Consider the following 24,542-nt stretch of genomic DNA (forward strand, 5'->3'; position numbering starts at 1 on the left):
GGCTTTGCCGGCCGAATGCTCCGATTCACGCCGATTCACGAATGCGATTCACGGGTGAATCACGCGCAAAAGAATCATCGGACCCGTCGATCGGATGGGGATTCGGCGCGCTTTCCTCGTCCCGCCCTCGCGCGCGCATACGCGCGTACGCGAGAAGTGATGTATCGGCGAAGGTCTAAACGGCCTGGATATATTCGCGCATCGCCTCGGCCTCGGCGGCCATATTGTCGATGCGATACTGGACGAGGTCGCCGATCGAGACGATGCCGACCAGCTCTCCGTCGTCGACCACGGGCAGGTGGCGGATCTTGCGCCGCGACATCAGCGCGAGCGCGGGCAGCACCTGGTTTTCGCTCGAGACCGTCACCGCGGGAGAGCTCATGATCCTTGCTGCCGTGCAGCCGAGCAGGTCGTCCTCGCGGCAGATATTGGCGATCACGTCGCGTTCGGACAGGATGCCCGCAATCTCGCCGCCATGATCGAGCACGACGACCGCGCCGATCTTCCGGTCGGCGAGCAGGGTCACCACTTCCTTGACGCTACTGGTGCTCGCGACGGTCACCACGTCGCGGCCCTTCTTGTCGAGGATTGCTGCGATGGTCATCGCGCCTCTCCTTCTTCCCCGTTTAGGCCTTGATGCTGTCACAACGCGCGGCCAAAGGGAAGCGATGCGTGAACCCAAGCCCGAAACCGAAGTGCGCGCGGCGCGCCTGATGGCCGCCCGGCGCATGATGAAACGGATGGCGCTGCTGGCGCTGGTCGCCGCCATCATCGCGGTCGTGCTGGTGGCGCGTGGCAGCGAAAGTCCGTCGATCCACATCTTGATCGCGACCGCGATCGGGGTCGGCGGGACGGTGCTGATGGGCACTGCGCTGATGACCCTGACCTTCTTCTCGTCCAGCTCCGGCCACGATGCCGAGGCGGGCGAAAAACTTCATGAAAGCGACGACGACCAATGAATCTCGAGGGTATGGACCCGATCCTGCGCGTGATGCCGCGCCCCGCCGACATCAATGCCAACGGCCACATCTTCGGCGGTTGGGTATTGAGCCAGATGGACATTGCCGGCGGCATCGTCGCCGCGCGGCGCGCGCAGGGCCAGGTCGCGACCGTCGCAATCGACGCGATGGAGTTCATCGCCCCGATCCTGCTCCACGACCTGATCAGCGTCTATGCGCGCATCGAAAAGGTCGGCACCAGCTCGATGAAGATTCGCATCGAAGTCGTCGCCACGCGCGACGGGGGCAAGACCAACGTCAAGGTTACCGAGGCGATCTTCACCTTCGTGGCGATTGACGACGAAGCGCGTCCCCGCCCTGTCGACCAGCCATAAGGAAAAGGGCCCCGCTCTTTCGAGCGAGGCCCCACGGACGTCCCGGCAAAGCTTCGGGACGCGCGATTAGAAGTCGATCTGACCGCGCAGCCCGATGACGTCGACCGAATAGCTGTCGTCGCCATCGACGGTCACGATCGCCGCGTCGTCATAGACCATGTGGCCATAGTTGAGGCCGAACAGGACATAGTCGACCGGCTTCCACAGGATCGAGGCCTGGTAGCCATTCTGCGTGCCGCCGATGATTCCGGCATCGTTGAGGTCGAGATAGTCGTAGCGCGCGTTGAACTGGAGCGAACCCCAGCCGCCTTCGCCGACCGGATTGTTGGGCTTCACGCGGTCGAACTTGCCACCCTTGTAGCCGCGCTTGTCCTCGGTCAGGAATACGCCCGCTTCGACATAGCCGCCCGCAAAGGTCGGATCGGGCTCGCCGATCATATTGGCGGTCAGGCGGTGTGCTTCACCCGCGACGTGGAAGCGGCCCAAGATGGCGGCGGCTTCGATGCCGTAGCTGGTTTCGCTGGTCGCATCGAAACGACCCGTGTTGATGAACCGCGTATCGGAGATGTGGATCGCCGGACGCTGGCGGTACCGGACCGACTGCACGCCGTCGCCAAGGTCGCGATAGTGGATCGAAGCTCCCAGGTGGACCAGCGCGTCGCCCATCTTCGGGGCGAAGACGAGGCGCGCATCGGCGCCGCGGGCATTGTTACCGTCGTCGTTGAGGTCATCGATCGACGACGTGAAGGCGCCGCCCTGCGCGATGAAATCGCCGGCCTTGTACTGCACCCGGACGCCGACGCGACGTTCGAACCCGAACGCGTCGGTAAAGGCGGCGCGCTCGATGAAGCTGGTGTTGAGCGAGCTGGTCAGTTCTTCCAGCGACTGGAAGTTGTTCATCTGGCCGATCATAATCTCCGCGTCGCCCAGTTCCTTGCTCAGGAAGGCGTCGGTGATCGCGACGTCATTGTCGGCGAAATCGATCTCGAACTTGTAGCCGAAGCCACCCGGGATATCGCCCGAAACGCCGATCCGGCCGCGACGCAGCTCGCTGGCGAAACCGAGGCCCGCATCGGTGATGCCGTCGGGCGAGCTGACCGAGCCCACGTCATACATGAGGCGGCCGCGCGGCTTGAAGCTCCAGCCATCTTCCTCGAGCTGCGGCGCGCCTTTCCAGCTCGCATCGAGCCCGGGCGTTTCCTGCGCTTCGAGCGTGGCGACGGTTTCGGCCTGGGCCTCCTGCACCGCCTTCATCGCGGCGACTTCGGCACGCAGCGCTTCGACCTCGGCGAGCAGCGCGTCGATGCGCGGGTCGCTGTCCTGCGCCATCGCGGGGGTGGCGGCCATCATCGCCGTGCCGAGCAGCGCGGTGCGAACAATCGTCTTCATCCTGTCCTCCAAGAGCAGATGAGCCGGATTCCCCCAATGGGCCGGTCCTCATCGCGTGTTGGAGTTTGCGCTAGGGGCGCCACATGACATGTTCGTTGATCGAATATGACAGCTGCGTGACGTTGCGCAGGTGCACCATCGCTGCAAACGAAGAAGGCGGCCCGAACGGACCGCCTTCTTCATTTCGCAGGATGACGTAGCCTAGGCGGCTTCGTCTTCCTCGTCGCCGCCGATGGCGGGCGGGAGCGCGTCGGCGATCGCTTCGCCGCCGTCATTCTCATCCTTCTTCGGCTTGCGGGTCGCGCGCTTAGGCTTGTCCTGCTGGCCGTCCTCGGCCTGCTCGTCCTTGCGCTTGCGCGGCTGGCGCTTGGGTTTGTCCTGCTGCTGGTCGTTCGACTGGTTGTCGTCGCCCTGCTGCTGCTTACCCTTGGGAGAGCCGCCGCGCTGTTGCTGCTGCTCTTCCTTCTTGGCGTTGAACTCTTCGAGTACGCGGAAATAATGGTCGGCGAACTGGAGGTAATATTCCTGCTGCACGCGATCACCGGACATCTGCGCATCGCGCGCGAGGCCCTTATACTTGTCGAGCAGCTGCGCCGCATTGCCCTTGTTGGGAGTATTGGGTCGATTCCCGCCGCGATTGCCCCCACGACGTCGGCGGTTCTGACTTCTACTGATCAAAATCTCGTCCTCACATGGACGCCGGCCTCCCGGCGCCGGACATGGCCAGAATTAAGTATTTCCGGCCGGTCGCACTTCCCGTTTTTGGCTATTTTGCGCGCCTGAAGAAGCGCACGAGACCAGCGTTCAATCGGGAAAAGGAAGGTTGGGAGCCGGCATTGCCCATGGCGGCAGCCCTCTTCCACCTCCATGCTTAGCGGGTCGAATCGATGATTCCAAGCTTTTTCAAGCTTCTGGGACGAGAAGAAGCGCCCGCGGACGGCCGGCCAGATCTCTCCGTAGCATGCTCGAAAGACCGGCTTTTCGCATAATCGCCAAGACCGTCTCGGCCTGGTCGTGCCCGATCTCGAGCGCGACGAGCCCCTCGGGGCGCACAAGTCGGGCGAGTTGGGGCGCCAGGTCACGATACTCTTCCAGCCCGTCCTCGCCGGCAAAAAGGGCCTCGTGGGGTTCGTACTCGGCTACGCCGGTGCCCAGATCGGGGGAATTGGCGGCGACATAGGGCGGATTGCACAGCACGAGATCGAAACGCTCGTCGATGTCCTCACCCCAGTCGCCGAGCCGGAACGCCGCGCGGTCGGCCATGCCAAGCCTGGTCGCGTTGCGCCGCGCATAGTCGAGCGCCACTTCGGAGGCGTCCACGCCCAGCCCGGTCGCCTCGGGCCACTGGTCGAGCGCGGCAAGCAGAAGGCTGCCGGGTCCGGTGCCAAGATCGAGGATCCGGCGCGGCGGGCTGGTTTCGAAATGGTCGAGCGCCCCTTCGACCAGCGCTTCGCTATCGGGGCGTGGAATGAGCACGCCGGGGCCGACCTCCAGCTCGATGGTCCAGAAGTCCCTGCGACCCAAAATGTAGGCAACCGGCTCGCCGGCCTCGCGGCGCCTCACCAATTCCTCGAACTCTCGGGGCACATCTTTGGGCGGGTCGAGCAGCAATCGGTTGCGCGTGATGCCGCAGGCGTCGGCCAGCAGCAATTCGGCATCGAGGCGCGGCGTATCGCTGACCTTGTCGAGCCGCGCGGTCGCGTCGCGCAGCGCGGCGGCAATCGGGCTCACGCCTCTTCGAGGCTGGCGAGCCGCTCGGCCTCGTCCTCGGAGATTAGGGCTTCGACCAGTTCGCCAAGACCCGGGCCTTCGAGGATCGCATCGAGCTTGTGCAGCGTCACGTTAATGCGGTGATCGGTCACGCGCCCTTGCGGGAAATTATAGGTGCGAATGCGCTCGGACCGGTCGCCCGAGCCGACCATCGACTTGCGCGCGCCCGAACGTTCGGCATCCGCGATCGCGCGCTCGTGTTCGTAGAGGCGCGTGCGCAACACCTTCATCGCCTTGGCCTTGTTCTTGTGCTGCGACTTCTCGTCCTGCTGCGACACGACGATGCCGGTCGGAACGTGCGTGATGCGCACCGCGCTGTCGGTCGTGTTGACCGACTGGCCGCCCGGCCCCGACGCGCGGAAAACGTCGATGCGCAAATCCTTCTCGTCGATCTGGACGTCGACTTCCTCGGCCTCCGGAAGCACCGCGACCGTCGCTGCCGAAGTATGAATGCGCCCGCCACTCTCGGTCGCGGGGACGCGCTGGACGCGGTGCACGCCGCTTTCGAATTTCAGCTTGGCGAACACGCCCTTGCCCTGCACCGAGGCGACGGCCTCCTTGTATCCGCCTTGGTCGGACTGCGAGGCGGAGATCAGTTCGACCTTCCACCCCTGCTCTTCAGCAAACCGCTGGTACATCCGCAGCAAATCGCCCGCGAACAGCGCGGCTTCGTCGCCGCCCGTCCCGGCACGGACTTCGAGCATGGCCGGCTTGTCGTCGGCATCGTCCTTGGGCAGCAGCCGAACGGCGAGGTCACGCTCGGCCTTGGGGAGCTGCTTTTCGATCGCGTGCAATTCTTCCTCCGCCATCGCGCGCATTTCGGCGTCGTTGTCGGCGGCCATTTCCTTGAGGCTGGCTTTCTCGTCGCGCAAGCGGCGCACTTCGGCAGCAGCCTCGGCGATGGGCTCGATTTCGGCATATTCCTTCGACAGGCGCACGAAGTCCTGCGGGTCGAGATCGGCGGACGCCATCGCGGTGCCAAGATCTTCCTTCTTGGCGAGAATGGCGGCGATCCGCTCGTCGGGAATCTGGCTCACTGCTGGTCTCCCATCATAGCCTCGATATCCTCCATCGCCTCGCGCCCGAGAATCTCGGTCAGCGGCGCGACGACCTCTTCGAGCTTCATCGCGGTCTGCTCGCCGGTGGCGAGGTCCTTGTACTGCACGACGCCGTTGGCGATCTCGTCGTCGCCGATAACGATGGCAGCGCGCGCCCCCGCCTCGTCGGCGCGGCCCATCCGCTTGCCGATCTTTCCGGTCGCGTAGATTTCGGCGGCAAAGCCTGCGCCGCGCAGATAGGCCGCCGCTTCGATCGCCTTGGCCAGCGCCGCCTCACCCATCGGCAAGATCGCGGCTTCGATCTTGTCGGTCACATTGTCGTCGACGAGCATCGCGAGGCGTTCGATGCCTGCGGCCCAGCCGACCGCGGGAGTGGGCGACCCGCCCAGCGCCTCGATCAGCCCGTCATAGCGCCCGCCCGCGAGCACCGTGCCCTGTGCGCCCAATTGGTCGGTCACGAATTCGAACGCGGTGTGGCGGTAATAGTCGAGCCCGCGCACGAGATGCGGGTCAAGCTCGTAGGCGATGCCGGCGGCGTCTAGCCCTTCGCGGACCTTGACGAAGAAGGCTTCGGCTTCGTCCGTCAGCACCATCTTGGGCGCGTCGGCGACGAAGGCCTGGTCGCGCGGATCCTTGCTATCGAGAATGCGCAGCGGGTTCTTTTCGAGCCGATCCTGACTGTCTTCGCTGAGCTCAGCCTTGTGGGCAGAGAAATAGTCGACCAGCGCACCCCGCCAATTCTCGCGGCTTTCCTGGTCCCCGAGCGTGTTGAGCTTGAGCGTCACACCCTCGATCCCGAGCGCCGCGAGCAAATGCGCACCGAACGCCAGCAGTTCGACGTCGGCGAGCGGGTCGGCGCTGCCGATGATCTCGGCGTCCAACTGGTGAAACTGGCGGTAGCGACCCTTTTGCGGGCGCTCATAGCGGAAGGCGGGGCCGTGGGTCGCGACCTTCATCGGTGCGTGCTGCTGCCATCCTTCGGACAGGAAGGCGCGGCTGATGCCCGCCGTGAATTCGGGGCGCATGGTCACGCTGCCTTCGCTGCGGCTTTCGAACGACCACATTTCCTTGCTGACGACGTCGGTCGTCTCGCCCATCGTGCGGGCGAAGACCGCGGTCTGTTCGAGCACGGGGACTTCGACTCGCTTGAAATTGTAGAGGCGGCGCACTTCCTCGAACGTTTCGACCACGTGGGCGAACCGGTCGGCATCCTCGCCGTAGAGACTCTGCATGCCCTTCACGGGGCGGATCTTGGCATTTCCATTCATCGTCTTGGCGCTTAGCGGGGCCGGTCGCCGCTTGGAAGGCCGCATTTGGCCGCGAAAGGGCTTTTCCTTGGGCGCTCAAGGGCCTAAGGGCGCGCCATCATGAATCTCGATCTCATCCCGCCCGGCACGAACCCGCCGGAAAGCATCAACGTGTTCATCGAAGTGCCGATCGGTGGCGAACCCGTGAAATACGAGTTCGACAAGGAAGCCGGCGTCATCAAGGTCGACCGCATCCTGCACACGCCGATGCGCTACCCGACCAACTATGGCTTCATCCCGCAGACGCTGTGCGACGACGGCGATCCATTGGACTGTTTGGTGATGACGCGCTGGTCGCTCTTGCCCGGCACGGTGATCGAAGCGCGCCCGGTCGGCGTGCTCTATCTGGAAGACGAGGCCGGCGGCGACGAGAAGTTGCTCGCGGTGCCGACCACCAAGATCTCACCCTATTACAAGGACGTCGTGAACTACACCGATCTGCCGCCCATCGTGCTGCAGCAGATCGAGCACTTCTTCACCCACTATAAGGACCTCGAGGCCGAAAAGTGGGTGCGGATCGGCACGTGGGGCGACCGCGAGGCCGCCTATGACGTGGTGCGCCAGTCGATCGAAAAGGCGAACAAGTAACGCCTATCTGCCGGTCCGGCGCCTGATCTCGTCGCGAATGAAGCGGCGGGGAACGATCAGCTTGCGGATCGACAGCGAGATGGTGCGGCCTTCCGGCTCGAGATAAGCGGGCTGGTAGGTGAAGGGCACGCTGCCGTCGGCAGCAGTCACCTTCGGGCGCGCGTCGAAGATATTGTCGATGCCGACGCGCACGCGCATGCCGCGCATCCACGGATTGTCCGCGATCAGGCCCGGCTTCTCGGCAAGATTATACCACAGGCGCAAGTCGAACTTGGCATAGTCGTCGAACCGGATCGGCCCCGCGGCGCTGTCGACGGTGGTCGCCGAACGCCAGTCGGCGGAGAGGCGCAGGCCGAGTCCGTTATTGTAGCGGAAGGCGCGCGCCTCGATTTCATGACGCGGTGTGCCGCCGAAGCGTCCGACCGCTTCGCCATCGAGATAGTCGAGCAGCGGCAGGCCCTCGGCAATCTCCACCTCGTTGGAGAAATTGACCGTGTGGAAGATGTTGACGCCGAGCCGCCCGCCATTGCGGCCGCGCCCAATGAAACCGCCCGGGCCTCTGCCGCCGCGGCGACGCTGCTGACCCTGCGGCGGACCCTCGCGTTCGGCCTGCTGCTGTCCCTCGGCTTGAGGCTGGGGCGGTGTCGGCGGTCCTTCGCCCTGCGGCTGTTGTTGCGCGCGCTCGCGCTGGCGCTCCTGGCGCATCTGGCGGAACCGTTCGCGCAGCTTCGCACGCGTCTCCGCGCTTGGCGGCTTGGTCTCGAGCGTCTTGCCCCAGCTCAATCCCCAGCGCAGCGAATCGCGGCTCTGGCGGGCATAGTTGACGGGGGTCAGGTCGACACCGACCAGCGTCCCGTCACCGTCGCGGAAAAAGCGGTCGGGGAACGCGGCCTCGAGCGCGGCGCTCGCGGCCGGGAAGCTGCCGATCGGGTTGTCGATGCGCTCGGTGATATATTCGGCGGTGAGGCGCAAGTCGTCCTTGGTGGGCAGCTGCCAGTTGCCGGAGATTTTCAGGACCTCGCGCGTGTCGGCAACGAGGTCGGGATTGCCGCCCGTGATCGCGTCGACCAGCACGGTCTCGCCATTGGTGAAGTCGAAAAAGCTGACCAGCGGCTCGACCACGCGCGCCTCGCCCAGCTGGGTCAGCGACGGCGATCCTTCCTCGCGGTCGAAGCTGGCAAGAAAGGAGAGTTTGCGCGTCGGGCGCCAGTTCACGCCCGCTCCGTAGCTGAACAATTCGCCGAAGTCGGACAGCGATTCGGCGACGCCGTTGGCGTTGAAGGACAGCTGGCCGATCGCGCTGTCGCGGTCGAGGACGGGCAGGTCGATCGTCGCGCGGCCGAGGAGGCGTCGGCGGGTGAGGTCGCTGTCGGGATCGGCGATTCCGAAGGTCGTGCCCTCGCTCTGGAAATTGGACCAGGTCAGTTGCGAGCGGAGCGAGAGGCCGATGGGTCCAGCGCCCGTCTCGCCCAGCTGGCCCGAGACCAGCCCGTCGACTTCGCCGCGGACCGAGCGGGAGCGCGAGATGTCCTGCGGGTAATCGCCAAGGGTCAATGAGCCGAACGGATCGAATGAGGGATCGAGCGCGTCGAGACCCAGCTGGAAAGCGTCGACGTCGGGGCCGCGGTCGCTGCGCGTGCGGCTGTTGGCGACATTGATGCTGCCGGTGGTCGACCAGCGCCAGTCGCCCCCGCCATTGAGCGCGGTGGCCAATTCCGCGGTCCGGCTGCGGCGGCTCCGGCCGAGCGCGTCGCCCGCGACGAGGCGCGACACCTCGCCCTCTTCACCGGGCGGGTCGGCGAACGGGCTTGCAGCGGGAATGTCGAAGCTCGCGATCGGTGCGCCGAAGCGCGAACGCGAAGTGCTCTGGTCGAGACCGAGCGTTGCGGTGAGCGATTTTTCGCCCAACGGACGGCTGTGCGAGACATTGAGCTGATAGTCTTCGGTAGCGGGGAGCAGCGTCCGGTAAGGGCGCGGATCGACCGGGTCGGGGAAGGCTTCGACAGGCTGGATCAGCACATCGCGCTCGTCCTCGGTCAGCGCGCTCTTGGCTTCCGCTTCGAAGGCGAAGGTGGTGCGCGTGCCGTTGCGGATCATCAGTCGGTCGAGCTCGATCTCGCCGCCCATGCGGCCGCCGCGCGTCGCGAATTCACCCTCCAGCTCGATGCCGGTGGAGTTGAAGGCCTCGCGCAGCACGAAATTCACGACGCGCTGGTCGGCGGCATAGCCATATTGGACCGCGACTTCCTCGGGCAGAATGTCGACGCGTTCGATCGCCTCGGTGGGTAGGTCGCGCAGTTCGCGCCAACCCGAGACGCGTTTGCCCTCGATGAGGATGATCGGGCGACCGCCGCCGCCGCGCCCGCCGCGCCCGCGTCCCGAGCCGATTTGCGGGCTCAACGCGTCGAGCAATTCGGCAACCGACGTCGCACCGGTCGCGAGAATATCGCGCGAATCAAGCACCTCCTCGGGCGGGATGTCTCCCGCGACCGAGCCGCGCGGGGCGGTGACGACGATTGCGGCATCGTCGCTGTCGTCCGCCTCGAAGGCGTCGTCCTGCGGCATGCGCGTCGCGGCATCCTGCGCGAGCGCGGGGGCGCCATGAAGAAGCAGGGCAAAGCTGCTGGCAGCAGTAAGCAGACGGGCGTGACGCATGAGACTGGCGATCCTTGGTTGAGGGTCTTCGCTAGGGACTTTCGCGCCGCACTAGCAACGACTAGCGTGTCGCAAATTGTCTTTCGATGAATGGAAGGGAAAATCGATGCGGACCTTCGCCCCTATGCTTCTCGCCTGTGTTGCAGCGATCCCGAGCGCCCACGCGCAGGACCGGATCGCCGGCCCCGCCGAACGCGCGACGATCGAAGCGCTCGAGCGGATCGAGACCATCGATCCCAAGATCAACTCGGTGCTGGCGGTCGATCCGACGGCGCTGGACCAGGCGCGGCACGTCGACCGGATCCGCCGCGCACCCACGGCGCTGACCGGCGTCCCCGTCCTTCTGAAAGACAATATCGAGGCGAAGGGGCCGCTGCCGACCACAGCAGGGAGCTTGGCGCTCAGGAACAATGTCACCGATCGCGACAGCCCGCTGGTCGCAGGACTTCGTTCGGCGGGCGCGGTGATCCTTGGCAAGACCAACCTCAGCGAATGGGCGAACTTCCGGTCCGAAAGCAGCAATAGCGGCTGGAGCGCGCTGGGCGGCCAGACCTACAACCCCTATGCGCTCGACCGCAGCCCCTGCGGCAGCTCGTCCGGATCGGGCGCTGCCGTAGCAGCGGGTATCGTCGACATTGCTATCGGAACCGAGACCAACGGATCGGTCACCTGTCCGGCAGCGATGAACGGGATTGTGGGGCTCAAGCCCACCGTCGGCATGGTCAGCCGCACGCACATCGTCCCGATCAGCGTGACGCAGGACACGGCAGGTCCGATGACGCGCACAGTCTTCCAGGCGGCGGCCGTCATGGATGCGATCGCGGGCAGCGACCCGGCCGACCCGGCGACCGCCGATGCCGACCGCTATGCCGGCACGTTCCTCACGGCGCTCGACGGCGCTAGCCTCGAGGGCGTGCGGCTGGGCGTGCTGGAATTTGCGACCGGCTTCGGCACCGACGAAGCCTTCGCGGCGGCCAAAGCGCAACTCGAGCGGCAGGGTGCGATCCTCGTCCCGATCAAGGAAATCGGGGCCGAGCCGCTCGAAGGCGGGATCAGCTACAATATCCTGCTCACCGAGTTCAAAGACGGGATCAACGATTATCTCGCAACGACGCCCGACGCCGTGACGGCGCGGACGCTTGCCGACCTGATCGAATTCAACAAAGCCTCGGACCGCGAACTGGCGGTGTTCGACCAGTCGATCTTCATCAAATCGCAAGAGACCGATATCGAGGATCCCGACTATGTCGAAGGGGTGAAGGCCAACGTGCAATGGTCGGGTCCCGACGGCATCGACCGGATGCTGGAAGAGCATGACGTGGTCGCGCTGATCTTCCCGACGGCGGCGCCTTCAATGCTGATCGACCACGTCCATGGAGACAGCTGGCATGGCGGCGGCGCGGGGTACCTCGCCGCCTGGTCTGGCTACCCGCACCTGACCGTGCCGATGGGTATGGCCAAGGGACTTCCCGTGGGGCTCAGCTTTGTCGGGACCAAATGGGACGATGCGCGGCTACTCGCGCTCGGCCACGCTTACGAAGAGGCGCGCCCCGCGCTTCCGGCGCCGCAATTTTACGACAGCGTGATGGATACTCCCGAGCTCGCGCCGCTGCTGGCCAAGGCCGACTAGGCGGTCAGCTTCAGCCCTGCGATGCAGGCGACGATGCCGAGGATGAGGAGCAAGCGCACTGTCGTCCCCGGCTCGTCGAAGAAGGCGATGCCGACGATCACCGTGCCGATGGCGCCAATCCCGCCCCACACCGCATAAGCGGTACCCATCGGGATGGTGCGCGCGGCATATTCGAGTAGCGCCATGCTGATCGCGACCGAGACGAGGAAGGCGAGCGTCCAGGGCAGGTTGCGAAATCCGTCGACGAAGCGCAGCGAAGTGGTGAATCCGACCTCGAACAGGCCACCGAGAATGAGCCAGAACCATGCCATGTCAGGCCGCCTCCATCGGATGTTCGATCACTTCGGGCCGGACCGCGATCCAGCAGCCGATGACGATGGCGACGGCGCCCGCCATCGTCCAGAGCGACGGCACCTCGCCGAATACGAGAAATCCGAACAGGGCCGCCCACAGGAAGCCCGAATATTCGCTGGTCGAGAGATAGGCGGCGGTCGCGCGGGCATAGGCCCAAGCCAGCCCAAGCATGCCGGCGATCGACAGGCCGGTCGCGACCAGTAGCGCCTGCACTTCGTCAGCCGGGAAAGGAGGAATCCCGACGACCAGCGAGACCAACCAGAAGCCGACACCGGCCACCGCGAAATAGAAAAAGGCGATTTCGACCGGGCCCGAGCCCTGCGACTGCTTGCGCATCAACAGCATGTTGAAGGCATAGAGCATGGCCGAGCCGAGGATCGAGATACTGCCCAGCAGCGCCTCTCGCCCGAGGTCCATCTGCGACTGGCCGAAGAGAATGGTGCTGACGCCGACGAAGGCGAGCGCCGAGCCGCCGAGAATTCGCTTGCCGACCTCTTCACCAAGGATCGGGCCCGCCAGGATGGCGGCGAGCAGCGGCGCGATGAACGCCAGCGCGATCGCCTGCGCCATCGGCACGTAGGTAAGGCCCCAAAAGAAGGTGAAGCTCATCGGCACCATCAGCGCGCCACGGATCAGGTGCAGCCGCATCGCCTGACGATCGGGCCAGGTCTTGCGGGTGAGCAAATAGGCCGCGCCCACGATCGGCGCCGCGATCAACGCCCGCCATGCCAGTGCGGACAGGGCGCCATAGTCGATGCTCACCGCCTTCATCGCCGCGTCCATCGCCGACAGGAAGCCGATCGCGAAAATCGCGCCGGCATAGGCCTTGATCGGAGTGTCGGTCGCATCGGACATGGGGATGCCATAGCCGCGCGTGCCGCCCCGACCTAGCCCCCTTCGTTGGCCAGTTGTACCAGCCGCATGAGGTTCGCGAATGCCGGCTGCGATGCGGCGCGCATGCGGCCAAGGATCGCCATCTTCTGCGTATCGTCCTGCGAAATCGACTTCATGGTCTCGCCGAACCCGTCGAGCCGCGCGGTCGAAAGCCATCTGCGCACGACTTCGTTTTCGGTCCAGGCGCGCTGGTTGAGCAGGTCGACCATCTTCACGAGCGGATAGCCTTCGAGCCCGTCGGGCAGCGGGATCGGGCGTGCGAGCGAATTCTTCTCCTCGTCGCTGTCGAAGCGGGCCTCGAGGAAGGCGGTCAGTGCGGCGCTGAAGGCGGGCTGTGGAATGCGCACCATCTGGAGCGTGATGCGGTCATCCTCGAATAGCGGCCGGGTGGGGCGACGGGTGACGGCGGGCGCCGTGCAATCCACGAACAGCGTATCGTCGGCGACTGCGACTTCACCGTCATCGAAGCGCATCACGCCGGCGGTGATCGAGCGAACGTGACCCTTTCGGACAACGTTCTTCACGCTCCCCGAAAGCGTGACTTCTGCAGGCGCGGCCGTCGCGAAATGGAACATGGTCGGAGTGACCTCAGGGTCGATGCGGAGCATCGCGCCGGCCTTTTCGTAGCGCGCGAACAGGTCGTGCACGTCGCTTGCCGCCGCGCGCGCCTCCATCATCGCCGCCTGCGCCCCAAAGGTTGTCTCGAAATGCGCGATGCCCGGCTGGACGGTTGCGCGGTTGATCCACCAAGCATCGCGTGGCCGGACCCAGGTGATGGAGTCGGGAGCAACGCCCTGTCCGAGCAGGAAGTTGACGCTGTCCATCGCCGTCTTGCCACCCCCGAGAACGGCGTAATGGCTTGGCACCCCATCCTTCCACAGGAAGGGCAGCTCGTTCGGGGGGACCAGCCGCTCGCCCTCCTCGACTTCGAACTTGGGCGTGTGGGTCGAGGGGACGGTGGTGCCGTAGTAGGTGGAGTCCACCGTCTTGCGACGAACGTCGATCACCTGCTCGTCGCCGGTCAACACCGAGCGGATGCGGTCGTCGCCGACATATTCGTGGCTGGGGTAGTAGGTGACCCGGCCGCTGGGCAGCAGGACTTTTTCCATCACCCGCTCGAAATAGGCCGAGACTTCCGCGCCGGTGGCGAGTTCGAGAAATCCCTTGTTGAGCCCGTCCGTATCGGTCGTCCCGCGGCTGAGCTCGACCGAGTTCACACCATAGAAAGTGGAAGGCTGGTGGAGCCGCACGAAACTGTAGGCATCATTCCAGTGCCCGCCCGGGCGCGCATGTTTGTCGACGATGGCGATGGCGGCATCAGGGTCTTCGGCGAGCAGCGTGTCGGCGAAGGCGAGACCCGAAGTACCGGCGCCGACGACCAGATAGTCGACAGCGCCTGCCACCTATTCGGCGGCCTGCGGGGTGCCCGCGTCGGTCATGTCGGCCTCGATCTCGGCGGCCTTCTTTTCGACCAGCGCGACGACATGGTCGATCATGTCGGCATCCTGCACATGATGGTCCTTGAGCCCCGACAGGTAGACCATATGGCTGCCATTGCCGCCGCCGGTCACACCGATGTCGGTCTCGCGCGCTTCACCCGGCCCGTTGACCACGCAGCCCAGCACCGAGAGGCTCATCGGCGTCTTGATGTGCTGCAGCCGCTCCTCCAGCGTCTGGACGGTGCGGATCACGTCGAACCCCTGCCGCGCACAGGACGGGCAGCTGACCACCCGAACGCCGCGCGAGCGCAGGCCCAGCGCTTTGAGGATTTCGAACCCGACGCGGACTTCCTCTTCCGGCTCGGCCGACAGGGAGACGCGGATCGTGTCGCCGATCCCGGCCCAGAGCAGCGAACCGATCCCGATCGCGCTCTTCACCGTCCCACCGATCAGCCCGCCGGCCTCCGTAATGCCGAGATGGAGCGGGCAATCGACCTGGTTGGCAAGGTCCGAATAGGCCGCGACCGCGAGAAACGTGTCCGACGCCTTCACCGCAACCTTGTAGTCGTGAAAATCATGGTCCTGCAGGATCTTGATATGGTCCATTGCGCTTTCGACCAGTGCATCGGGACAGGGCTCGCCATATTTCTCGAGCAGGTCCTTTTCGAGGCTGCCGGCATTGACGCCGATGCGGATTGCGCAGCCATTCGCTTTGGCCGCGGCGATCACTTCCTTCACGCGGTCGTCGCTGCCGATATTGCCCGGGTTGATGCGCAGGCAGGCGGCGCCGGCGTCCGCGGCCTCGAGCGCGCGCTTGTAGTGAAAGTGGATGTCGGCGACAATCGGAATGGTCGCGGCGCGCACGATCTCGGGCATCGCCGCAGTGCTGTCCGTGTCGGGACAGGACACGCGGATGATGTCCGCGCCCGCCTCTTCGCAGCGACGGATCTGGTCGATTGTCGCCTTCGCGTCCGAGGTCGGCGTGTTGGTCATCGTCTGCACGGTGATGGGCGCATCGCCCCCGACCGGCACGTTACCGACCATGATCTGGCGAGACTTGCGGCGCTCAATGGTGCGCCAGGGGCGAATTTCCGACATGCCAAGCCATATAGGCGCGTTGGGTGACGAACTAAAGGCAGTGCTCGAACATTGGGGAGGAAAGGAGATTTGCATGCCCACCATCGTCATCACCGGAGCGAGCCGCGGGATCGGCAAGGGATTGGCTAAGGCCTATGCTGCCGACGGCTGGACCGTCATCGCCACCGCGCGCCGCAAGGCCGACCTTGAGGAACTGTCCACGATCGACGGGGTGGAAGCGCTGCCCCTCGACGTCGCCGATGCGGGGTCGCGCGACGCGTTCGTCGTCAAGGTCGGCGACCGCCCGGTCGACGTCCTGCTCAACAATGCCGGCATTCTCGACGGCGGTCCCGGCAATGTCGACGACTGGCAGCAAAGCTTCCTTGTCAATACGATCGCACCCTATTTGCTCAGCCGCGCGCTGGCCAACAATGTCGCGGCCTCGGACAAGAAGGTGATCGCGCTCATGTCCTCGAAGGTCGGCTCGATCGACGACAATAGCGGCGGCGGGATTGTCATGTATCGAAGCTCCAAGACCGCTGCGAACATGGCGTTCCGCTGCCTGGAGATCGATCTGGCCGACCGCGGCATTTCGACCGTCATCCTCCACCCCGGCTGGGTCCAGACCGATATGGGCGGCGAGAATGCGTTGATCGATGTCGCGACCAGCGTCGCCGGCCTGCGCGAACGTATCGCGGAAACGAACAGCGACAATAGCGGGCGCTTCGTTGCCTATGACGGCCAACCCATCGCCTGGTAGCGTTTCGCGCGCCAGCAGCTAGAAGAGCCCCATGCCGAATACGTTCAAGATCGCCTTCGCCGCGATCGCAGCCCTCGCCGTCTTCGTCGCCGCGCCGCTCAAGGCCTATTGGGAATATGGCCATGAAACGGTCGCCAAGATCGCCTTCGCGAGCGTCCAGCCCGAGACGCGCGCCGAGCTTCGCCGCCTCATGCGGCAGGACGCGCTGCTTCAGACTCCCGATTGCCGCGCCAATACGATCGAGGCCGCGTCTTACTGGCCCGACTGCGTCAAGCCTTATGGCGACCGCTACGCCTACGCCTTCCGCTGGCATTTCCAGAATGTCGACATCTGCAAGGAATTCGACCTGTCGGGCCCGTGCGCCAACGGCGATTGCGTCGCCGCGCAGATCGAGCGCCACGCGCGCATGCTCGCCGATCGCGACCTTCCCGACCGCGTGCGGCTCGAAAGCCTCACCTTTCTCGTCCATTTCGTCGGCGACCTTCACCAGCCGCTCCATGCCGGTGACAATGACGATCTTGGCGGCAACCGCGTATCTGCCAATTACGGACTAATCGGCGGGCGCACCAATCTTCACAGCATCTGGGATGGCTTCCTCGCCGAGCGTGCCATCTCCACCCCGCCGCGCGGGATCGATGGCTGGCTTTCGGGCCTGGACGCGGGCGAAATCGACCGGATCAAATCGGGCGATGTCGTCGACTGGAGCCGCGAGATGTGGGAGCAGTCGCGCGACGTCGCTTACCCCACGCTGATCGACGCTGACCCTTGCGACGGCAAGGTCGAGGGCCGGCCGACGCTGACCGAGGAAGACGTGCAGCGCCTCATCCCCATCGCACGGCAGAATGTGGTGCATGGCGGGCTGCGCCTCGCCCGCCTGCTCGACGATGCGATCCTGCGTGGCGAGGCGCCCGAATATCGCCGCTTCTAACGCTCGGCGTTGATATAGCCGGCGATCATCTCCGCGACGCGCGGATCGATCGCGAGCCCTTCGTCGCCATAACTTGCGACATTGGCGGCCATTTCACCCGGTTCGACGGGTTTGAGCGCATGATTGACGCGATCGAGCAGGACCAGCGTCGACTCGGGCGCTGCGGCGTGAAGCTTCTCTGCTTCTGAAACCGCGACCTGGAGATCTTCTTCGCCCTGGACGATGATGACGGGCAGATCGACGTTCGACAGCAGCCCGACAGGGTCGAGCGTGTAGCCCGAGATCATGAAGCGCTGGAGATCTTCACCGAACATGGCGTGCAACGGCCCGGGAAGGATTTCCGGGTCGAACGTCCGCCCCGCTTTCAATTCCGCGAATGCCGTGTCGATCGACTCGAGCATCGCGGGAGGCAGCTGCCGCGCGAGCTGGCCGCGCATGATGTCCAAAATGGCGCTGCCCGCGCCCGAAATAAGCACGAGGCCGCAAATGCCGGTCGCATCCTGCGCAGCAAGCAAGGCGACGGTGCTGCCCTCGCTATGCCCGGCGAGCCACACGCACTCAGCGCCGCGTTCCTCGAGCAGGCCCATCCACCCACGCACATCGGTGACATAGTCGCCGAACGTCACGGCATTGGCATTGGGAACGGCGTCTGCCGATCCGAACATGCCGCGCTTGTCGATGAGCAGGGTCGAGATGCCCTGTGCCGCCAGCCCGTCGGCGAGCTGGCGATACATCTTGCCTTTGACCCCCATCGGGTTGTCGCCGTTGCGGTCGGTCGGGCCCGATCCCGGGATGAGGATCATCGCCGGACCGTCTTCGTCGGGTTGGACGAGCGTGCCCGCCAAGTCGCCTTCGGGGCCGGGGATCGTGACCTCGATCGGGTCGAGGGTCGAGGCGGCTAGAGAGAGGAGAATTGTCGAGATCATAATGTGTCCTTGTCCTTGCCGGAGCGCCATTTCCAGCCGCCCTTGGTGGTGCGCCAGATGATGACGATGAAGATGGGTACGATGGTGACGGTGATGGCGGTGAACACTGCAGGCTGGTCTTCGAACAGCACGGCATTGCCGATCATCAGTCCGAGGAACAGCGCGAGCACGACCCAGCCCTGCCAGCTACACGGAAGGCTCGCGCCATAGCCGTAGCGCTTTGCGTAGAACCACTCGGCCATCAGCTGGCGAGCGTCACTAGTAGCGCCGAGCCGATCGCGACAAAGCCGCTTAGAACAACAAACATTGTCCATTTGGCCTGCGGCGACGCGTTTTTCATCATGTGGTGCATGGTCGTTTCCTTAGTCCTTCTTGGGCGGTCGTCCGCGCTTGGGCGGTGGCCCAGGCGGGTCCAGCTTTATGCCGCGTGCCTTGAGCGCCTCGCGCAGCAGGATTTCCACCTCCGCGTTGGCCGAGCGGAGCTCGGTCGCCGCCAGCCGCTCGACAGCGGACCACAGGTCCGGGTCGACGCGGAGGGGAAATGCTTTTCGCTTGGTGGCCATGAAATGGCTCCTTGGGCGTCAGGCTCAGGTGTACAGGCTGCCGGCGTTGACGACGGGCTGGGTGTCGCGTTCGCCGCACAGGACGACCATCAGGTTCGAGACCATCGCCGCGCGCCGCTCGTCATCGAGTTCGACCACGTCGCGCTTCGACAGGTCGGCAAGCGCCTGCTCGACCATCCCGACCGCGCCTTCGACCAGCGTCTGGCGCGCGGCGACGACCGCCTGGGCCTGCTGGCGACGAAGCATCGCACCCGCGATTTCGTGGGCATAGGCAAGATGGGTGAAGCCGCATTCGTCGACGGTGATCCCGGCAACGACCAGTCGCTCGCGAAGCTCGGCGAGCAATTCCACGCCGACCTCATCGATGTGACCGCGCAGCGTGATGTCGTCGCTTTCGAAGTCGTCATAGGGGTAGCGCGCACCGATGGTACGGATCGCCGCCTCGACCTGCACGCGGACAAATTCCTTGAAGTCGTCGACGTCGAAGGTCGCCTGCGCGGTATCAACCACGCGCCACACGATCTGTGCCGCCATTTCGATCGGGTTGCCGCGCAAATCGTTCACCTTGATCTTGTCTGAGATGAAGTTGTGTGCGCGCACCGACACCTTGTGCCGCATCAGCCACGGCAACACCCAGCGCAGACCGTCCTTGCGGTCGGTGCCCTTGTAGCTGCCGAACAGGGTGATCACCGCCGCCTGGTTGGGCTGCAGCATGTAGAAGCCGACGATCACGAACAGGAACGCGACCGGGATCAGGATCACCGGGGCTACTGTCAGGAAGGACGGCTCGACGATGTCGCGCGCAAGACGGCTGACCAGCCAGACCTGCGCCGCGATCAGGATGAGCGCCACCAGCAACATCGGATATCCGCTGTTGGTAGAGGCCTGGCGCTCGTCGCTCGCAATCAGCGTGACGCCACGTTCGTTCATGTCGATTCTCCTTTTATCTGATATCACTTTAATATCGATGTGATGTAGGAGTCAATTGGAATCGGTTGCTGGCCACGCGAGGTCATGGGCGCTAGGGCAAGCGCCATGAGCTGGACCCTGATGATTCATGGCGGTGCGGGATCGATGCGCCGCGGCAAACTCGACCCCGGGCAGGAAACAGCGGCGCGCGCCGGCCTCTCCGATGCGCTCGCGGCGGGCGAAGAGCTGCTCGCCAAGGGCGCAAGCGCGCTCGACGCGGTCGAAGCGGCCGCGCGCGTGCTCGAGGAAGATCCGGCCTTCAATGCCGGGCGCGGCAGCGTGCTCGCGCATGACGGTCATGTCGAATGCGATGCCGCGATCATGGAGGGCAAGGACCGCCGCGCCGGCGCGGTCGCGGGCCTTCGCACCACGCGCGCGCCAATCACCGCCGCGCGGCGCGTGCTCGACAGCAGCCCGCACGTCCTCATGGGTCGCGGCGGGGCGGAAGAATTCGCGCTCGAGCAAGGACTTGAGCAGGTCCCCAACACCTGGTTCGTCACGCCCGAGCGCCGTCGCCAGCTCGACGAATTGCTCGCCAAGGGCAGCGACGCGTTCGATGCCGAGATCAAATATGGCACGATCGGCGCGGTCGCGGTCGACAGCGACGGCCACGTCGCCGCCGCCACTTCGACAGGTGGGCTCACTGCCAAGCGCTGGGGGCGGATCGGCGACAGCCCGCTGATCGGCGCGGGCACCTATGCCGACGATCGCGCGGCTGCCGTCTCGGCAACAGGTCTGGGCGAGATCTTCATCCGCGCCGCCGCCGCGCACGAGGTTTGCGCGCGCCTGCGTTTTTGCGGCGATGACCTGCAGCAGACGCTCGATAAAGTCCTTGCCGATATCGGTGACATGGGCGGCACCGGCGGCATGATCGCCGTTCGCCCCGACGGCACGGCTGCGTGGAGCTATACGACCCCGGCCATGTATCGCGGGCGGGTGGGCGCCGATGGCGAGCGGACCGTGTCGGTGTTCGGGGACGAAGATTAGCGCTTGAAGGGCAGCTTGCTCTCGAACCAGGCAGCTTCGGCAGCGACCGCCTGCCGCTCTCCGACAAGATACTTGGCCACTGCCTCCCGGAAGCCGGTGTCGGGTATGAAGTGTGCCGATTTTGTGATGACCGGCCGATAGCCGCGCGCGACCTTGTGCTCGCCTTGTGCGCCCGCCTGGACGGTCGACAGCCCGTGCTCGATCGCAAAATCGATAGCGCGATAGTAGCTCAGCTCGAAGTGGAGGAAGGGCACGTCTTCGTTGCACCCCCAGTAGCGGCCGTAAAGCGTGTCCTCGCCGACGATATTTAGTGCGCCCGCGATCGGTGTGCCGTCGCGGCGCGCGAGAAACAGGAGGAGGCGGTCGCCGAGCGCTTCGACCATGCCGTCGAAGAACGCGCGGGTGAGGTAGGGCATGCCCCACTTGCGGCTGCCCGTGTCCTGGTAGAAACCCCACATCGCCTCGACCGCTTCGGCATCGATTTGGGCGCCGCGCAGCGTTGCGATCTCCAGCCCCTCGGCCGCCTGCGCCCGTTCGCGGCGCATGGTCTTGCGCTTGCGGCTCGAACAGGCGGCGAGAAAATCGTCGAAGCTGTCGTAGCCGTCATTGCGCCAATGGAACTGCAGCCCGTCGCGGATCAGCCAGCCGCGCGCTTCGGCTGCCTCGAGATCGTCGCCCTCGATGAAATTGATATGCGCGCTCGACAGGCCGTTCTGGCTGGTCACCGCTTCGATCGCGGCGAGCATCGCGTTCTTGTCGGGGCCGAGAAGGCGCGGGCCGGGGCATGGGGTGAAGGGGACCGCAACGAGGAGCTTGGGGTAGTAGCGACCGCCCGCCCGCTCGAACGCATCGGCCCAGCTATGGTCGAAGATGTATTCGCCCTGGCTGTGGCTTTTGAGGTAGGCGGGCACAGCGTCGGTTTGCTGATCGGCCTGTTCGATGAGGATGGGTGTAGGAGACCAGCCGGTGCCTTCGCCCACGCTGCCCGAGCTTTCCAACAGCGAGAGGAAGGCGTGGCTGGTGAGCGGGTCGCTCGTGAGGGCGTCCCACGCCGCGGCGTCGACGGAGGAGACGCCGGGCGCGATCTTGGCGAGCAATTCAGGGTCGGGGTCGGCCATCGCCTTCCCATATGGGGGCGTCGGCGCACTTCGCCACCTTCGCTGCATCGGCAGGCGTGCGCGCGGTCCAGCTGTACAGCGGCATCCGTCCGCGCAAAGCGCGTGCCCACGCCTTGTGGATGACGGTGACCTTGGCGGCGATGAAGTCGGGCTGCGCGCGCTGCAGCTTGTCGAAACGGCGCAGCGCGACGTCGCGGCCCGAGAAGACCAAGCCGCGGCGCACGTCAGGCGCGGTCTTGCGCACGAAGCGCATCGCGCGGGCGGAAAAGCTCATCACGCCGACGGGGCCGTCATAGCCGTGAAGCGCGGCGAGCGTGGCGGCGGCGATGCGCTCGCCATTGCGATGCTCCTCCTTCATCTCGAGCAGCAGCGGCACGCGCCCGGCGACGAGGTCGAGCATGTCGGCGAGCGTGTGGGGCGCCTGGTCGGTGCCCTTCAGCCGCCAATCGCGCATCGTCGCGACATCGCTGTCGCCAACGGCGGCACGCTGGCCGCACAGCCGCTGTCCGTCGCGGTCGTGGAAGACCATCGCAGTGCCGCAGCCCGACAGCTGGAGATCGCTTTCGATCCCCGCGCCGAGCGCCATCGCGGCCTCGAATGACGCGAGGCTGTTTTCGGGAATGCGGTCGTCATGGAGCCCGCGATGCGCGAACCCCATGGGACCGGGATCGAGCGGGTCAGTCGCGGACCTTGACGATCGCATCGACTTCGACCGCGACGCCGAGCGGGAGCGTGTTGACGCCGACCGCCGAACGGGCGTGACGCCCCGCCTCGCCGAACGCTTCGAACATCAGGTCCGAGGCGCCGTTGACCACCTTGGGCTGGTCGACGAAGTCGGCGCTCGAATTGACGAACCCGCCCAGCTTCACAACCCGCTCGACGCGATCGAGCGAGCCCAGTGCAGCCTTCATCTGCGCAAGCAGCATGATGCCGCAACGGCGCGCGGCGTCCTGGCCCGCCTCGACATTGAGGTCTTCGCCCAGCGTGCCGGTGATCAGGCTCTTGTCCTCGCGCATCGAGATCTGGCCCGAAATGTGGAGGAAGCCCCCGGCCTCGACGGCGGGAAGATAGGATGCGACCGGCGCAGCGGCCTCGGGAAGGATGATGCCTTTTTCGGCAAGTTTTTCTTCGATGCTCATGACTGCCCCCTAGCCTAGTCGCGGTGGACGGTGAAGCCTGCGAAGCTCTGGCTGGTCGGCATGAGTTCGAGGCGATTGATGTTGAGGTGGGGCGGCAGGCTGGCGACCCAGTGGATCGCGCCCGCAATATCGTCGGCGGTCATCGGGTTCATGTCCTCATACAGCTTGTCCGAGGCCTTCTGGTCACCCTCGTTACGCACCAGCGTGAATTCGGTCTCGACCATGCCGGGCTCGATCGAGGTGACCCGCACACCGCTGCCCGACAGGTCGGAACGGAGCGAAAGCGAGAATTGGGTGAGGAACGCCTTGGTCGCGCCGTAGACCGCGCCGCCGCGATAGGGATAGCTGCCCGCGACCGAAGCGAGATTGATGATCGCGCCTTTGCGCTCGATCAGCGTCGGCAGGAGGTGGCGGGTGATCGCGATCAGCCCGTCCATGTTGGTCCGCATCGCGTTCAATTGCTTGTCTAGATCGGCATCCTGGAAATCGTCCATCGGCGGGGCGAGCCCGGCATTGTTCACGAGCAGGTCGATGCCCTGCCACTCCTCGGGCAGCTGGCGCACCACGCGGCCGAGATCGTCAATGTCGCGCATGTCGGAAACGATGGGGAGAAGCTTGTCGCCCCATTTATCCGCGAGCGCGTCGAGCCGGTCCTTGCGACGCCCGGTCCCGATCACGCGCCAGCCATCGTCGATCAGCTTTTGCGCAGTGGCCTGCCCGATCCCGGCGGTGACGCCGGTGATGAAGGCGGTTTTCATCATGAAAGCTCCAGTCGTTCGAGGATCCAGGGGGTCGCGGCGTCCCACTCGTCAATACGCGCATGCGCGTCTTTGGCGGTCGGGACGGCGGGCGCGAGGCGGGGTTCGGCAACCATGTGGAGGCGGTGGGTGTCGGGCGCATGTTTGCGCACCGAGCCGTGATGGACAGGCAGGTCATCGACGAACACGGTCGACGGATTGCCGTGACGTTCGATGATCTTTTTCGCCGGGCGCCCCTTGCCGCCGCGATTGCACACGACTTCGTGGCGGATGCCGTGGGCTTCGAGCTGCTTAACCCGCCAAGGGTGCGCCTGGTCACCGATATTGGTGAGGATGACGATGTCGGCCATCTCGCCGATCGTCCCCAGCGCCTCGACCGCACCGGGCACGGCTGTCTGGCGATGCATCTCACCGCGGAAAAATTCCTCGAGCATCGGCCAGACCTTGTCCTCGGGCACCGGCTCGCCGGTCGCGTGATAGGTCATCGAGCCGCCGAAACTGCCGGTTTCGAACGCGAAGTCGATGCCGTGCGCCTCGCGCAGCCAGGCGTCGAAATGGGCGACCATGTGCAACAGCACTTCGTCGCAATCGGTAATGAGGAGCGGGCGCGTCATGCTTCTAGAGAACGGCGCGCGGCGACGATCGTTTCCGGGCTCGTCGCCATCAGCTCCGCCACCGCGAGAAGGTCGGGCTCGTGCGATTCCAGGAAATCGAGGCAGGCGACGAGCAAGGACGGGTCGCCGAGCCGTCCGCGCAGCTCGTCGGGCGTTATTCCGGTCAGCGCCAGCAACCGCTCGGCGCGCTTTTCATCGGCGAGCGTGGCGGCCAGCGCCTGGAGCGCGAGCGCCTCCGCATCGATTGTGTCGCGTGGCTCCATCGCCTATTGCTGCTCCATCGGGG

Annotated in this window: 28 protein-coding genes; 7 read left to right on the forward strand and 21 right to left on the reverse strand. The window is 65.3% G+C overall.

All coding sequences use genetic code 11. The annotated features are described in order from the left end of the window. Positions 1-175: 175 nt before the first annotated feature. Entirely contained in the window at positions 176-604 is a 429-nt protein-coding gene (locus tag KTQ36_RS00785; protein ID WP_218631883.1) for a CBS domain-containing protein, read from the reverse strand. 64 nt (positions 605-668) lie between these two features. On the opposite strand from KTQ36_RS00785, the gene KTQ36_RS00790 reads away from it, so the two are divergent. Beyond that, the gene (locus tag KTQ36_RS00790; RefSeq protein ID WP_218631884.1) at positions 669-959 is read left to right on the forward strand and encodes a hypothetical protein; all 291 of its coding nucleotides are present in this window, start codon (positions 669-671) and stop codon (positions 957-959) included. Continuing rightward, the gene (locus tag KTQ36_RS00795; protein WP_218631885.1) at positions 956-1,333 is read left to right on the forward strand and encodes an acyl-CoA thioesterase; all 378 of its coding nucleotides are present in this window, start codon (positions 956-958) and stop codon (positions 1,331-1,333) included. The genes KTQ36_RS00790 and KTQ36_RS00795 overlap by 4 nt, the downstream gene beginning before the upstream one ends. Before the next feature lie 66 nt (positions 1,334-1,399). Here KTQ36_RS00795 and KTQ36_RS00800 read toward each other — a convergent pair whose 3' ends face one another. The 5 genes from KTQ36_RS00800 to hisS all read right to left on the reverse strand — a co-directional run bounded on the left by KTQ36_RS00800 (position 1,400) and on the right by hisS (position 6,818). Beyond that, entirely contained in the window at positions 1,400-2,722 is a 1,323-nt protein-coding gene (locus KTQ36_RS00800; RefSeq protein ID WP_218631886.1) for an OprO/OprP family phosphate-selective porin, read from the reverse strand. Positions 2,723-2,923: 201 nt separating this feature from the next. Next, positions 2,924-3,400, reverse strand: a complete 477-nt coding sequence (locus KTQ36_RS00805) for a DUF4167 domain-containing protein (protein ID WP_255553915.1) — start codon at positions 3,398-3,400, stop codon at positions 2,924-2,926. 225 nt (positions 3,401-3,625) lie between these two features. Then, positions 3,626-4,453 carry a peptide chain release factor N(5)-glutamine methyltransferase gene (prmC, locus tag KTQ36_RS00810; protein WP_218631887.1) on the reverse strand — a complete coding sequence of 276 codons (828 nt, stop codon included), beginning with the start codon at positions 4,451-4,453 and terminating at the stop codon, positions 3,626-3,628. Continuing rightward, entirely contained in the window at positions 4,450-5,529 is a 1,080-nt protein-coding gene (gene prfA, locus KTQ36_RS00815) for a peptide chain release factor 1 (protein WP_218631888.1), read from the reverse strand. The genes prmC and prfA overlap by 4 nt, the downstream gene beginning before the upstream one ends. After that, positions 5,526-6,818 carry a histidine--tRNA ligase gene (gene hisS, locus KTQ36_RS00820; protein WP_218631889.1) on the reverse strand — a complete coding sequence of 431 codons (1,293 nt, stop codon included), beginning with the start codon at positions 6,816-6,818 and terminating at the stop codon, positions 5,526-5,528. The genes prfA and hisS overlap by 4 nt, the downstream gene beginning before the upstream one ends. A 99-nt stretch (positions 6,819-6,917) precedes the next feature. Here hisS and ppa point away from each other — a divergent pair, with 99 nt between their 5' ends. Next, positions 6,918-7,445 carry an inorganic diphosphatase gene (ppa, locus tag KTQ36_RS00825; RefSeq protein ID WP_218631890.1) on the forward strand — a complete coding sequence of 176 codons (528 nt, stop codon included), beginning with the start codon at positions 6,918-6,920 and terminating at the stop codon, positions 7,443-7,445. 3 nt (positions 7,446-7,448) lie between these two features. Here the strand turns inward: ppa and KTQ36_RS00830 are convergent, their stop codons facing one another. After that, complete coding sequence (locus KTQ36_RS00830; protein ID WP_218631891.1) at positions 7,449-10,100, reverse strand: porin family protein; 2,652 nt, start codon at positions 10,098-10,100, stop codon at positions 7,449-7,451. Positions 10,101-10,206: 106 nt separating this feature from the next. Here KTQ36_RS00830 and KTQ36_RS00835 point away from each other — a divergent pair, with 106 nt between their 5' ends. Next, positions 10,207-11,730, forward strand: a complete 1,524-nt coding sequence (locus tag KTQ36_RS00835; RefSeq protein ID WP_218631892.1) for an amidase — start codon at positions 10,207-10,209, stop codon at positions 11,728-11,730. On the opposite strand, the gene KTQ36_RS00840 is transcribed toward KTQ36_RS00835, so the two are convergent. Genes KTQ36_RS00840 through ispG form a run of 4 tightly spaced genes read right to left on the reverse strand, consistent with a single transcriptional unit; the run spans position 11,727 to position 15,515 of the window. Next, positions 11,727-12,041 carry a DMT family transporter gene (locus tag KTQ36_RS00840; protein WP_218631893.1) on the reverse strand — a complete coding sequence of 105 codons (315 nt, stop codon included), beginning with the start codon at positions 12,039-12,041 and terminating at the stop codon, positions 11,727-11,729. The two genes, KTQ36_RS00835 and KTQ36_RS00840, sit on opposite strands and share 4 nt — an antisense overlap. Before the next feature lies 1 nt (position 12,042). After that, on the reverse strand, positions 12,043-12,939 hold the full coding sequence (locus tag KTQ36_RS00845; RefSeq protein ID WP_218631894.1) for a DMT family transporter: 897 nt from the start codon (positions 12,937-12,939) through the stop codon (positions 12,043-12,045). Positions 12,940-12,971: 32 nt separating this feature from the next. Then, positions 12,972-14,381, reverse strand: a complete 1,410-nt coding sequence (locus KTQ36_RS00850) for an NAD(P)-binding protein (protein ID WP_218631895.1) — start codon at positions 14,379-14,381, stop codon at positions 12,972-12,974. Beyond that, complete coding sequence (ispG, locus tag KTQ36_RS00855) at positions 14,382-15,515, reverse strand: flavodoxin-dependent (E)-4-hydroxy-3-methylbut-2-enyl-diphosphate synthase (protein WP_218631896.1); 1,134 nt, start codon at positions 15,513-15,515, stop codon at positions 14,382-14,384. It lies immediately after the preceding gene. 73 nt (positions 15,516-15,588) lie between these two features. On the opposite strand from ispG, the gene KTQ36_RS00860 reads away from it, so the two are divergent. Both KTQ36_RS00860 and KTQ36_RS00865 read left to right on the forward strand, forming a co-directional pair. After that, complete coding sequence (locus KTQ36_RS00860) at positions 15,589-16,254, forward strand: SDR family oxidoreductase (RefSeq protein WP_218631897.1); 666 nt, start codon at positions 15,589-15,591, stop codon at positions 16,252-16,254. Positions 16,255-16,285: 31 nt separating this feature from the next. Next, positions 16,286-17,182, forward strand: coding sequence for a S1/P1 nuclease (locus KTQ36_RS00865; RefSeq protein ID WP_218631898.1), 897 nt, complete (start codon positions 16,286-16,288; stop codon positions 17,180-17,182). On the opposite strand, the gene KTQ36_RS00870 is transcribed toward KTQ36_RS00865, so the two are convergent. The 4 genes from KTQ36_RS00870 to KTQ36_RS00885 all read right to left on the reverse strand — a co-directional run bounded on the left by KTQ36_RS00870 (position 17,179) and on the right by KTQ36_RS00885 (position 19,601). After that, complete coding sequence (locus KTQ36_RS00870) at positions 17,179-18,108, reverse strand: alpha/beta hydrolase (RefSeq protein ID WP_218631899.1); 930 nt, start codon at positions 18,106-18,108, stop codon at positions 17,179-17,181. The genes KTQ36_RS00865 and KTQ36_RS00870 overlap by 4 nt on opposite strands. Beyond that, positions 18,105-18,350 (reverse strand): hypothetical protein, encoded by a 246-nt coding sequence (locus tag KTQ36_RS00875; protein WP_218631900.1) that lies wholly within the window; start codon positions 18,348-18,350, stop codon positions 18,105-18,107. The genes KTQ36_RS00870 and KTQ36_RS00875 overlap by 4 nt, the downstream gene beginning before the upstream one ends. Positions 18,351-18,470: 120 nt before the next feature. Then, positions 18,471-18,671 carry a type II toxin-antitoxin system antitoxin gene (locus tag KTQ36_RS00880; protein ID WP_218631901.1) on the reverse strand — a complete coding sequence of 67 codons (201 nt, stop codon included), beginning with the start codon at positions 18,669-18,671 and terminating at the stop codon, positions 18,471-18,473. A 24-nt stretch (positions 18,672-18,695) separates the two neighbouring features. Next, positions 18,696-19,601 carry an SPFH domain-containing protein gene (locus KTQ36_RS00885; RefSeq protein WP_218631902.1) on the reverse strand — a complete coding sequence of 302 codons (906 nt, stop codon included), beginning with the start codon at positions 19,599-19,601 and terminating at the stop codon, positions 18,696-18,698. A gap of 105 nt (positions 19,602-19,706) precedes the next feature. Here KTQ36_RS00885 and KTQ36_RS00890 point away from each other — a divergent pair, with 105 nt between their 5' ends. Then, positions 19,707-20,627 (forward strand): isoaspartyl peptidase/L-asparaginase family protein, encoded by a 921-nt coding sequence (locus KTQ36_RS00890; RefSeq protein ID WP_218631903.1) that lies wholly within the window; start codon positions 19,707-19,709, stop codon positions 20,625-20,627. On the opposite strand, the gene KTQ36_RS00895 is transcribed toward KTQ36_RS00890, so the two are convergent. The 6 genes from KTQ36_RS00895 to KTQ36_RS00920 are packed head-to-tail and all read right to left on the reverse strand — an operon-like array spanning position 20,624 to position 24,519. Next, positions 20,624-21,745: a GNAT family N-acetyltransferase gene (locus KTQ36_RS00895; RefSeq protein ID WP_218631904.1), complete on the reverse strand. Its 1,122-nt coding sequence runs from the start codon at positions 21,743-21,745 to the stop codon at positions 20,624-20,626. The genes KTQ36_RS00890 and KTQ36_RS00895 overlap by 4 nt on opposite strands. After that, on the reverse strand, positions 21,726-22,403 hold the full coding sequence (locus tag KTQ36_RS00900; protein ID WP_218631905.1) for a glycerophosphodiester phosphodiesterase family protein: 678 nt from the start codon (positions 22,401-22,403) through the stop codon (positions 21,726-21,728). The genes KTQ36_RS00895 and KTQ36_RS00900 overlap by 20 nt, the downstream gene beginning before the upstream one ends. Before the next feature lie 19 nt (positions 22,404-22,422). Further along, entirely contained in the window at positions 22,423-22,884 is a 462-nt protein-coding gene (locus KTQ36_RS00905; protein WP_218631906.1) for a RidA family protein, read from the reverse strand. Positions 22,885-22,898: 14 nt separating this feature from the next. Beyond that, positions 22,899-23,645, reverse strand: a complete 747-nt coding sequence (locus tag KTQ36_RS00910; RefSeq protein ID WP_218631907.1) for an SDR family NAD(P)-dependent oxidoreductase — start codon at positions 23,643-23,645, stop codon at positions 22,899-22,901. Then, complete coding sequence (locus KTQ36_RS00915; protein ID WP_218631908.1) at positions 23,642-24,256, reverse strand: HAD family hydrolase; 615 nt, start codon at positions 24,254-24,256, stop codon at positions 23,642-23,644. The genes KTQ36_RS00910 and KTQ36_RS00915 overlap by 4 nt, the downstream gene beginning before the upstream one ends. Beyond that, positions 24,253-24,519, reverse strand: a complete 267-nt coding sequence (locus KTQ36_RS00920; RefSeq protein WP_218631909.1) for a DUF3572 family protein — start codon at positions 24,517-24,519, stop codon at positions 24,253-24,255. Before KTQ36_RS00920 ends, KTQ36_RS00915 begins: the two co-directional genes overlap by 4 nt. Positions 24,520-24,542 lie beyond the last annotated feature (23 nt).

It is taken from the genome of Sphingomicrobium clamense (genome assembly GCF_019264355.1).
In the GTDB taxonomy this organism is placed as follows: domain Bacteria; phylum Pseudomonadota; class Alphaproteobacteria; order Sphingomonadales; family Sphingomonadaceae; genus Sphingomicrobium; species Sphingomicrobium clamense.